Source organism: Nitrospira sp. BLG_2 (assembly GCF_049222245.1).
Window position 1 is genome coordinate 17787 of the sequence record NZ_JBLYIG010000212.1, and the last position, 10911, is coordinate 28697.

General features: G+C 56.7%; 7 protein-coding genes and 1 pseudogene. 1 reads left to right on the forward strand and 7 read right to left on the reverse strand.

The annotated features are described in order from the left end of the window. Positions 1 to 29: 29 nt before the first annotated feature. The 7 genes and pseudogenes from ACOSYY_RS06000 to ACOSYY_RS06025 form a co-directional block, all read right to left on the reverse strand. Positions 30 to 683, reverse strand: a complete 654-nt coding sequence (locus ACOSYY_RS06000) for a response regulator (RefSeq protein ID WP_421661356.1) — start codon at positions 681 to 683, stop codon at positions 30 to 32. Further along, positions 680 to 2137: a PAS domain-containing sensor histidine kinase gene (locus ACOSYY_RS06005; RefSeq protein WP_421661357.1), complete on the reverse strand. Its 1458-nt coding sequence runs from the start codon at positions 2135 to 2137 to the stop codon at positions 680 to 682. The genes ACOSYY_RS06000 and ACOSYY_RS06005 overlap by 4 nt, the downstream gene beginning before the upstream one ends. A gap of 152 nt (positions 2138 to 2289) precedes the next feature. Then, the gene (locus ACOSYY_RS06010; protein WP_421661358.1) at positions 2290 to 3240 is read right to left on the reverse strand and encodes a DMT family transporter; all 951 of its coding nucleotides are present in this window, start codon (positions 3238 to 3240) and stop codon (positions 2290 to 2292) included. Positions 3241 to 3659: 419 nt separating this feature from the next. Beyond that, complete coding sequence (locus ACOSYY_RS20395) at positions 3660 to 5165, reverse strand: TolC family protein (protein ID WP_526023291.1); 1506 nt, start codon at positions 5163 to 5165, stop codon at positions 3660 to 3662. A gap of 51 nt (positions 5166 to 5216) precedes the next feature. Then, positions 5217 to 8273: pseudogene (locus ACOSYY_RS06015) on the reverse strand (efflux RND transporter permease subunit); the annotation flags it as partial. Then, a complete protein-coding gene (locus ACOSYY_RS06020; RefSeq protein ID WP_421661360.1) occupies positions 8270 to 9571 on the reverse strand; it encodes an efflux RND transporter periplasmic adaptor subunit in 1302 nt (433 codons plus the stop codon). The pseudogene ACOSYY_RS06015 and the gene ACOSYY_RS06020, both read right to left, overlap by 4 nt. Positions 9572 to 9657: 86 nt before the next feature. Further along, the gene (locus tag ACOSYY_RS06025) at positions 9658 to 10107 is read right to left on the reverse strand and encodes a MarR family winged helix-turn-helix transcriptional regulator (RefSeq protein ID WP_421661361.1); all 450 of its coding nucleotides are present in this window, start codon (positions 10105 to 10107) and stop codon (positions 9658 to 9660) included. Between the two features lie 418 nt (positions 10108 to 10525). On the opposite strand from ACOSYY_RS06025, the gene ACOSYY_RS06030 reads away from it, so the two are divergent. After that, positions 10526 to 10882: a YciI family protein gene (locus ACOSYY_RS06030; protein WP_421661362.1), complete on the forward strand. Its 357-nt coding sequence runs from the start codon at positions 10526 to 10528 to the stop codon at positions 10880 to 10882. Positions 10883 to 10911: the final 29 nt, after the last annotated feature.

Consider the following 10911-nt stretch of genomic DNA (forward strand, 5'->3'; position numbering starts at 1 on the left):
CTCGCGCAGGGGGGAGGAAATACAGAGGGTTATGAGTACGGTTGGATAAGTCCGACACGCATCGCGAGACGGACGAGTCCCGGCACATCGTGAATGTCGAGTCGCTCCATCAATTGGCTTCGGTGGGTTTCAACGGTTTTCACGCTCAGGTTCAGACGGTGAGCGATTTCTTTCGTGGTTTGCCCTTCCGCGATGAGCTGGAGAATTTCGCGTTGGCGCATGCTCAGTTTTGCCAGCGGACCACCCGGTCCTTCAGACTTTTCGCGGTAGGCTTCGATGGCATACTTCGCGACAGCCGGGGTCAGGTACCTCTCACCCCTGGCGACCGTCTTGAGAGCCAACTCAAGTTCAGCCAATTCTGCGCCTTTCAACAGATAGCCTGAAGCACCTACCTGCAAAGCCTGTCGGAGATATTCTTCATTGGCGTGCATCGACAGCAAAATCACACGCGTGGTCGGTGATTCTTTGACGATCCGGGCAGTGGCATCGAGTCCATTCAAACCGGGCATTGCAATATCCATTAGAACGAGATCCGGGGCGGCCGTCTGCACATACTTGACTGCCTCCAAGCCATCCCCCATGTCCGCGGCCACCTCGATACCCTCGATTTTTTGCATGAGCGCCTTCATACCGGCCCTGACCAATGCATGATCTTCCACGAGAAGGATCCGGAGGTGGCTCATGGCGATATGACCTCAACCGTTGCATGCGGCTTGGCCTGCTCGTGCTCTGTGAGCGGAAAGCACAGTTCGATCCTGGTCCCTTCGCCCGGCGCTGACGAGATGACAAAGCTGCCGCCGGCCAGCCGCACACGCTCTTCCATGCCGAGCAATCCGATGCTTTCCCCCTGTGCCCGTTGCCGGGCTGATGGGACATCGAATCCCACACCATCGTCTTGAATGACAAGCATGACTTCCTGATATTGCCGGCGCAACGTAAGATCGATCGCTTTGGCCCGTGCGTATTTTGCGACGTTCGTCAACGCCTCCTGAGCAACCCGAAAGCAGGTGACCTCGATGGAAGCCGGGACTCGTCCGCCCATTCCCTCGACAGAGAGCGAAAGGGTCCATCCATTGCGCGTCGCCTGTCGGTTCGCATACCAGCGAAGCGCCGACACCAGCCCCAGATCGTCAAGGAGCGACGGTCGCAAATCCAGCGCCAGGGTCCGCACTTGAGTCAGCAGGCGGTCCACCAACTCGAGGCTATCCGTGAGAGAACTGAACCGGACCTCCCCGACCTCACCATGCTGGATATCTTGCAAATCGATCTTCAGTGCGGTCAGCAACTGCCCGACTTCGTCATGCAGATCGCGCGCTAGCCGGCTTCTTTCCTCTTCCTGCACTTGTATCAGCCGGCCGGAGAGCTTCTGCAAGGACTGGTTGGCGCTACTCAATTCAGCCGTTCGCTCTAGAACCTTTATTTCCAGCGCTTCATGGGCCTGTTGCAGGAGTGTCTCTGCTCTCTTCCGTTCGCTGATATCGCGGATGACTTTTGACACCCCCACAAACTGGCCCATAGCGTCCTTGAGCGACGATAATGTGACCGACACATCGATGCATCGGCCGTCCTTCGTCAACCGTACTGCGTCATAATAGGTGTGAATGTCATGCGCTCCCCGCACCGTGGCCAGCAGCCAAGCCCTGTCCCGATGGAGATGGGCCGGAATAAGCGTGAGGATCGACCGACCGATCATCTCGGTGGCGGTATACCCGAAGATACGCTCCGCACCGGCATTCCACGTGGTCACGAATCCGCCAGGGGTTACGCTCAGAATGGCATCGCTGCTGCTCTCCACGATTGCACCCAGTCGCCTGGTGGCATCATCGAGTTTCGCTTTTCTCGCTCGCGCCACGAGCCATGCCGTAATCCACAGGAGGACTACACCCACGACTCGATTAAAGATGGCCAGGTCTTGGGGGATGCCCGGAAGAGACAATGCGTGTCCCATTTGCACGAGAACGGTCCCCGCGGCCGCAACAACATACGGAGCAATCGGCCACTCGATCCAAAGGGCCAACAACACGCCGAAGACATTTCCAACAACCCAGACCGCATAACCCCATGGCATGAACACGTCGAATATGAACGTCCCAGCCATGATCAGCGGAATCAGCGCTCGGGCATAGTTACTGTTCATTGCAGTCCGCGATCTGAAGAAGCATGGCCGTCTGTAATTGAGACAGCTGTCCTACGCAACAACAAGCGTATCTGCCGCGCGGTCCCTGCATGATACTCCAAATAAAGATCGGGATCGAGAATGGACAGGTGGTAGGGTTGGGCCTGACAGGCTTAGGTATTCGACCCTGCCGTTTGATGGTTGACCGCCCACACCCCGGCCAGGATGAGCCCGATGCCGATAATTTCAATGAGGCCGACGGATTCTCCCAAGATCAAGGCCGATAGCCCGATGGCTGCGACCGGCGTCAGGTTGCCCAAGACCGAGGCCCGTGAGGGACCGATGCCTTTGACGCCGAACAACCAGGCCTGTTGCGCCACCGCCGTCGCAAAGATGATGAGATAACCGAGCGCGAGCCAATCGGATGTCGTCACCGATTCGGCCCCGGCCTGCATCATTTTTTGATCCGTCCACAGCAATGGAATTTGAAGGACGGTCGCGACCATCAGAGTGGTCCAATTCACGGTCAATGCTGAAATCCTCTCCATGATGGCGCGGCTGCCGATACTATAGAGCGCCCAACTCACGACGCCAAGAAAGACCAACGCGCTACCCAGCATCGGTTGCTCCCCGGCCGCTTGAAAGCCTGCCACGGAGACCAATCCGACACCCGCGAAGGACAGGAGCGCGCCGGCCCATACTGCACGCAACGGCACATCCCGAATCAACATGGCCGAGAGCAGGGCAGTCACGACGGGGCTCGATCCGATGATCACACCGCCGACCGCCCCGCTGACATAGTTGAGTCCCATGAGAATGAGCAGATGGTTCCCTAAGACGCCGAGCCCCAGTAGGCCCAGCAAACGAACGTCGGCGCGACCGATTTTGATCGCGCCGTTTTCTTTCGACCACCAAGTGGCTAGAAGAATCGCCAGCCCTCCGATATCCCGAAGAACCGAGGCTTCGACAGCGGAGAACGAGCCGAGGGCCATCTTCTGCGCCACGATCGAACCACCCCACAGAACTGCCGCGAGCGCGACCGACCCATAGGCAATGGTGGTGGAAGACTGGCTCATGGCCACTGGGATACCGTCGTTCCGGCTCGCCGTCAAGCGGTATTTCACCAACACCGCGTTTGGTGAACGATGCCAATGCTTGCCAGGAGCCTTCACCCCAAAACACGGCAGGTGCAGAAAGGAGCATTCAACGATTCAACAGAGGCTCCGAAGGGATTTTGCAATAGCCTTGAATGTATCTCTCTTCTTGTGAGGCTGCACTACGGCTCTTGTCCGTGATGACGTCAAATACCCATACTACCTAATAAACCGGCGCCCATTGCTGGAGGCTCTCGGAGGTAGAACTCAACCGCACTGCTTTTATCCCGGCCGGATTGACTCACATCATCTGGCAATGGTGTCCGGACAGCGTGTCGCGGGAAGCGGATGTAAACCTTCTTGGCCAAGCGCACAAGTCGGTTACGAGCTGTGAGCGTGTTCTCATGGCACATCTAGGTTCACCGATTTACCATTCGGAACGGTACGACTTAGTCCTTCTCAGTTATTTTCCCAGAGTCACTATCAGTTTCTCGGCTTACTGAGTTGTCTACAGCCCAACCCCCACCAAATGCCCTGGAAAGCGAGACCAAGGAGACACGAACTGCGGTTTCAGCTTTGACACGCTCGTCGTTGATTAAAAGTTTGGTGCGTTGAGCATCCAACAAGGATAAATAATCACTCGCTCCCCTCTGATACAAGGCTTCTGAGGATCGATACGTTTTCTCTGCTGCTGTTTCGGCCTTCAACAGTTGTTCGCGGCGCTCTTTCGACGAGGTATGGGCGACAAAGGCATTTTCCACGTCTTCTAAGGCGAGAAGGAAGATTTTTTCGTACTTCGCCGCGACTTGATCCAGCCGCGCGTCCTCGGCGGCGATGTGAGCCCGAATGCGTCCCGCGTTGAATATCGGAGCCGTGAGGCCCGCCCCCAGCGCATACACACTCTCCACCAGAGTCGGAAATCCGCTGGCGGCCAATGCGCCGATTCCACCGCTCGCCGACAGCACCACCTTGGGGAACAAATCGGCCCGCGCTGCACCAAGGCCGGCCGCTGCCGCACTCACCTCGGTTTGCGCAGTGCGCAGATCAGGCCGTTGTAATAGCAGGCTTGAAGGCAACATGTTTGGGATGCCGGGCAGGTCGGAAGGATGAGCTGTTGCAGCAACAAGCCGGTGTTCAAGTTTCGCCGGAGATTCTCCCAGCAATACGCTGAGGCGATGGATCAGAGTTATCTCTGCTGCCTTCAATCCCGGGAGGGCACTCTCGGTACTATGCAGTAAGGTTGCCTGGCGGGAAACTTCCGTTTCTTTCGTTAAACCCGCATGAAAAAAGGCCTGTAGAGTTCTAAGCCGTTCCCTCTGGATGTCGATGTTTTCGCATAGAATTGCCGTCCGTTCCTGTGCGCCACGTAGTTCCAGATAGTTCGTCGCCACCTGAGCGAGCAATCCCACCTGTACTCCATGTCGTTCCTCTTCGGTTCCAGCGGCTTGAGCAACCGTTGCCTCAGCTTCAAGATGCCTGGCCCCGAAAACATCTATCTCCCACCGTGCAGCAAGACCACCGGTGATGACATCCGCGGCGGGTGTGATCAGTTTTGCCCCCTGCTCACCTGGTACTGCGATGATCCTGTCAATCCGCTTTTCCCGACCGCCCGAGAAGAAGAAATCAACACTGGGGTAAAGTGCTGATTCCGCGACAGTAGTTATCGCCTTGGCCTCGCGAACACGAGCCGTTGCGATTCTAAGATCGTGGTTCGCGGCCAATGCCTGGCCGATCAACTCGTTCAGCAGTGGATCGCGAAATCCTCGCCACCACTCTTTGAGATCGGTCTGATTGAAATTGTCCTGAACAACTGGGGCATGATTCCAAGCCGACGGAGTCGATAAAAGTACCCGATCACTCACACGTGTCGGTATACAACCCCCTAACATGACGATCGCCAGGACGACGATTGGTATTGAAGAAGGCGTCGTCACGGCAATCGCTCCATTAACCATTACCGAATCCCTGGAAAACACAATTTCATTCGACTCTGCCGGCGACGCATCCGCATGAGCATGTTTCCGTGTGACCCGAAACCAGGCTGCATACAATGCGGGCAGGAAAAACACGGTCAGTATGGTCGCGATCGTGAGTCCGCCCATGATGGCGATAGCCTGCGGTCCGAAGAAATCGTTGCGCGACAGCGGAATCATCGCCAGGATAGCCGCTGCTGCAGTCAACAGGATGGGCCGGAAACGCCGGACGGTCGATTCTACGATGGCAGTCCAGGTATCCCGGCCGGCCTTTTCGTCCTGCTCGATCTGATCCACGAGGATCACCGCGTTGCGCATGATCATACCGGCCAGGGCGATAATGCCGAGCAGGGCTACGAAACCGAAGGGAGCGCCAAACAGCAACAGGGCGAATGCGGCCCCGATCACACCCAAAGGAGCCGTGACGAACACCAGGAACGTTCGGGACAGGTTCTGTAACTGCATCATCAGCAGGATAAGCGTGACGATCACGACCAGGGGAATCCAGATCAGGATCGAATTCTGAGCGATCCAGGCGTCTTCCTTGGCGGCGCCGGTTTCGATGAAATAGCCGGCGGGAAGGCTGGCTTTGATGGGCTCAAGCTTCGGAACGATCTGCGCGGCTACATCGGGCGCCAGCATGCCGTCTACCACGTCGGCCCGCACCGAAATCGCCGGGAAGCGGTTACGGCGCCAACGGACGCCATCCTCGAACACGGTTTCAGATTGGACCAGTTGCGCCAGCGGCATAGATTTTCCGTTGACCGTTCGCACTGCCACATCGGGCAACTCGTCGGAGGCGCCGCGCAAGTTCTTTTGCGCCCTCCAGACGATGTCGATAAGCTTGTCGTTCTCGCGGAACTGTCCGACGGCAATTCCCGTATAGTGAGCTTGCAAGGTTTGCGACAAGCTTAACGTCGAGACGCCGAGTGCACGCGCCTTGTCCTGATCGAGTACGAGACGAGACGAAGGAATGCGATCGTGCCAGTCGTCGTTCACATCCACCGCGCTGGGATTGGCGCGCACGACCTCGGCCACCCGGTCGGCGATGGCTCGAACGATCTTGGGATCTTCACCGAACACCCTGAACAAGAGCGGATAGTCCATCGGTGGTCCGACATTGAGCCGCATGGCGCGTCCGCGCACTTCCGGGAAATCCGTGGCGAAAGCCAGCCGGATGCGTTGCATGACCCGTTCGCGGGCCACGTTGTCACGGGTCATCACGACGAATTCGGCGAGGTTAGTATTGGCCAGTTGTTGCACAATCAGCAGGAAAAACCTTGGGGTGCCGCCGCCGATATAAGTCGCGTAATTCACCACATCCTCATCCGTGGCAAGCAGCGCCTCCATGCGCTTGGCAACCGCTTCTGTTTGCGCGAAGGCACTGCCCTCTGGCAGCCACAAGTCGATGATGACTTCCGGCCGATTGGACAGGGGGAAAAACTGTTCGGGGACTTGGGCCAACGTCGCGACGCCGACGCCGAACAGCACCACCGTGCCGATGATCACTGTCTTGCGATGTTCTACGCAACGATCCACCCAGCGGCGCAGACGATTATAGAACGGCGTGTCAAAAAGCTCGTGGCCAGGCGTGTTCCCCTTGCCCTTGGTTTTGAGCATCAGAAAGCCCAGATAGGGCGTAAAAACCACCGCACCGATCCACGACAGGAACAGCGAGATGGCCATCACCTGAAAAATCGCCACGGTATATTCGCCGGCTTGAGATCTCGCCAAGCCCACCGGCAAGAAGCCAGCGACGGTGATCAGGGTGCCGGTTAGCATGGGGAAGGCCGTGGCGCGGTAGGCAAACGTCGCGGCGCGCATCCGATCCCACCCTTCTTCGAGTTTGCGCGCCATCATCTCGATCGCAATCATGGCGTCGTCGACTAAAAGGCCCAACCCCAGAATCAAGGCGCCCAGCGAGATGCGATGGATTTCCATGTCCAAAAGCCACATGCACAGTAGCGTTCCGGCCAGCACCAAGGGCACGGTGAGCGCGACGACGGAGCCGGTGCGAAATCCGAGACTCAGGAAGCTGACGAGCAGCACCGCCGCCAGCGCCTCGAAGAAGGTGCGCAGGAATTCGCCGATGGCTGTTTTGACCACGCGCGATTGATCGGCGACCCGCTCGACCTCCATGCCCACCGAAAGTTCCCCCTCGATCCGAGTCATAGCGGTTTCAAGCGCTTTGCCCAGTCCCAACACATCTCCTTTCCTGTTCATGGTGACGCCGAGGCCGATGGCTTCCTTGCCATTGAAGCGCATCTTGAATTCCGGCGGATCGGTGTAGCCCCGCGTCACCTTGGCGAAATCACTGACCCTGATGGTCCGGCCTTCGAGACGCACAGCCAGGTTCGCCACGCTATCCGTTGAGTCGAATGAGCCGGTCAGTCGTAGGGGGAGATTGCGCTGTGAAGAAAACACTGTTCCCGCCGGTACCATGCCATTCTGCGCCTGGAGTACTTGGGCCACCGCCGTGGGGTCCAGACCCAGTTCGGCCAGCTTCTTGTCGGAAAACTCGACGTAAATCTTCTCGTCCTGGAAGCCGATGAGATCGACTTTCTCGACATCCTTGACGCGCAAGATTTGCTGTCGAGCCGAATCTGCCGCAGTTTTCAGCTCGGCGTAGCTGAATCCTTCCCCGGAAAAGGCATAGAGGAGGCTATAGGTATCGCCGAACTCGTCATTGAAAAAAGGGCCGACGATGCCGGGCGGCAAGCTCATGCGGATGTCACCGACCTTCTTGCGCACTTGATACCAGAGATCGGGGATTTCTTTAGCCGGCGTATCTTCACGAGGTGTGACAAAAATGACCGATTCGCCGGATTTCGAGTAGCTGCGGATGAAGTCTAGATTCGGCAGTTCTTGGATTTTCTTTTCCAGGCGATCGGTCACCTGTTGCTCTGTTTCCAACGCGGTTGCCCCTGGATAGAAGGTTTTCACGACCATCAGCCGGAAGGTGAACGCCGGGTCTTCCCGCTGTCCCAGCAGGAAATAGGCGACAATTCCACCAAGCAACACCAGCACCATGAGAAACCCGGTGATGGAGCGATGTTTGAGTACCCATTCGCTCAGGTTAAAATTCTTCATGGCTGATCCTCCTTGCTCTCGGCGACGGAGCCCTGCATGGCCACCGCGACCTGTTCCGGCACGCGCACCGACTGCCCCTCAGCCAGGCGCTGGACTCCAGCGCTGACGACCAATTGTCCAGACCGGACTCCCGAGACGACAATGCGCTCTCCGTCCAGTGCCTCGCCCAATTGAACCGGCACGGATCTGACCGTGCCGGTCCCCTCGTCCACCAGCCACACACGCGGTCGTCCAGGCTCGTTCTGAGGGGTGAATACGGCGGAGAGTGGAACAGCGATGCGAGGTGGGGTCGTCAACGGAATCCACACCGTTGCCGTCTTACCGAGCCGTGCTTCATCCTGCCCCTCAAGCACCGTCGCCTTGACGCGATAGGTGCGGCTGGCCGGGTCGGCTGCCGCCGCGATCTCGCGGATACGCGCTGTAATCCGACGGTTGCCGTCCGCCCACAAGGTCACGTTGACTGTCTGATGGAGTGCGATTCCAGCCACGCGCTGCTCAGGGATATCGATATGGATTTCCTTCTCATCAAGCCGGGCCAGCTTGACGACCGGCTGACCGGCGGCCACCACCTGCCCGATCTCGGCTTCCAGCGCCGTCACCACGCCGTCCCGATCCGCCAGCAGATCGGTGTACTGTAATTGGTTGGTCGCTTGGCTCAGTTGAGCGTTCAGCGCCGCTACCCGTTCCCGCGCGGTGATGTACGCGGTGTCATGTCGGTCGAACTCGGCTGGACTAATGACCCGGAGGTTCAGGAGTTCACGGTAACGTGTCAGATCATCCCGGGCAAAATCTTGTTCGGCCTGGGCGGATTTGAGCTGGGCATTCAGCGCGTCCGTTCCAAGTCGATAATCGTTGGAATCAAGCCTCGCTAAGCACTGACCTTTATGCACGCGATCTCCCACCTCAACGAGACGGTGAATCATTTTGCCCGATACCCGGAAGGCCAAGATCGTCTCGTAGCGTGCCCGTACTTCCCCGGCGAAACTCATCACCCCTGCGGCGGTGTCATCGCTGATTCGGACGACCTTCACGGGCCGTACTATCTGATGGGGTTGTCTGTCTGGAGGGGTGCACCCCAGAAAAAACATCGCGAGCGGCAGCAGCAGGCAAGCAAGGAATTTGTCTCGCACGTTCACGATCGATGACAGCGGTCTGTCTCCGAAGATTGAAGACCGCCAGAGGTCTGCTCGTCGTTTTGCATAAGCACACACCAGGGCCCCCTTCTGAAGCTGTATCAATGCGGCTTGGAACCTAGTTTGTCCGAGCGCTGCCGTGATCAACATTCTTGATTTTGTCATGCTGTCTCTCCCCTCTTGGTTTCGTGCGAGGCAAGTTCCAAATGGCTTATATTTGTATATGCAAATACATAAACAAAAAAACTCACCTACCCCGGCGGAAGTCCGAACTTTCTTGCTCCAAGCCTTTTTAAAAGTGTCTCGCCCTCATCCCCTATCAGCTTTCGCGCGCGATCCTGCGCCTTTCGCCAAGACGGAACGATTTGATTCAGAAGATCACGACCTTTCGAAGTGATTTTCAATGGCGAGCCTCGACCGTCCTCTCCGTCTATAAGCTCATCTATCCAACCATTGGCCAGCATAATCTTGAGATTCCGGGTTAGCGTTGATGGATCGAGGTGAAGACGCTTCCCAATGTCGATACGTCGAACGGGGCCGACCCTTGCTACAAGGACCAGGAGATTGAGTTGTGTTGCTTTCAAGCCGTAGGAACGTAATTCATCATCGTAGATGCCTGTGAGAACACGATTGAGTATGCGTGCACGACTCAACAGACACTCACATACAATCTGTTCAATATTATCTTTGTTTTGTTTCATTTTTGGAAACTTCAGCCTAATTGAACATAATGTTGCATATACAAATACATGGCGTCAAGAAAAAACTTGGGTGAAAGAAGAGGGTCAGAAGGTGTACTGCACACTTTTTTGTAGACAGTTTCTTTAAATGTTCCGCCCCACTTACTGAGCCGACCATCAAATAGTGCGTAATGACCAGCCGGCAAAGTCGCAAAACCCTTTGTTTATAGGCATTCCAAGAATCAAGATGCGCACTATTTGACGTTCTCCTCAGTAAATCGCATACGTGCCTATTTCACCTCATTCAGATGAGATCTCATAGCGGGTTATCCTCGTTTCGAATTCCATTCAACATAGGCGGAGCCCGTTGTCGATTTATGGCGACTGCGACGACTATCATGTAAACGGTCGTTCACCCATCTATGACGAGGAGTCTGATATGAAATACCTCTGCCTGGTCTACGTCGAAGAAAAAGTGCTGAATGCGTTTTCAAGCCACGAGCGTCTCGCGATCTCCGATGAATCCATGGCCTACTGCGACAAATTGCGGAAAGCCGGACGATTGTTGGCCGCCTCCCCGCTCCATCCGGTGGAAACGGCGACCACGGTGCGGGTCCGAGAGGGCAAGACGTCGACTACCGATGGGCCATTCGCCGAGACCAAAGAGCAACTCGGCGGATTTCTCATGATCGACGTGCCGGACTTGAACGACGCGATTCGTGTCGCTGCTCAATTTCCGGCCGCCCGCTTCGGCAGTGTTGAAGTCCGCCCAATGAAAGAGCTTGGCTGCGCGTAACATTCACCATGAGCGGCGAATCGCTGAAG

Excerpts from the sequence above, each read along its gene's own strand:
- ACOSYY_RS06000 (WP_421661356.1), bottom strand. The coding sequence starts at position 683 with ATGAGCCACCTCCGGATCCTTCTCGTGGAAGATCATGCATTGGTCAGG.
- ACOSYY_RS06005 (WP_421661357.1), bottom strand. The coding sequence starts at position 2,137 with ATGAACAGTAACTATGCCCGAGCGCTGATTCCGCTGATCATGGCTGGG.
- ACOSYY_RS20395 (WP_526023291.1), bottom strand. The coding sequence starts at position 5,165 with ATGGTTAATGGAGCGATTGCCGTGACGACGCCTTCTTCAATACCAATC.
- ACOSYY_RS06020 (WP_421661360.1), bottom strand. The coding sequence starts at position 9,571 with ATGACAAAATCAAGAATGTTGATCACGGCAGCGCTCGGACAAACTAGG.
- ACOSYY_RS06025 (WP_421661361.1), bottom strand. The coding sequence starts at position 10,107 with ATGAAACAAAACAAAGATAATATTGAACAGATTGTATGTGAGTGTCTG.
- ACOSYY_RS06030 (WP_421661362.1), top strand. The coding sequence starts at position 10,526 with ATGAAATACCTCTGCCTGGTCTACGTCGAAGAAAAAGTGCTGAATGCG.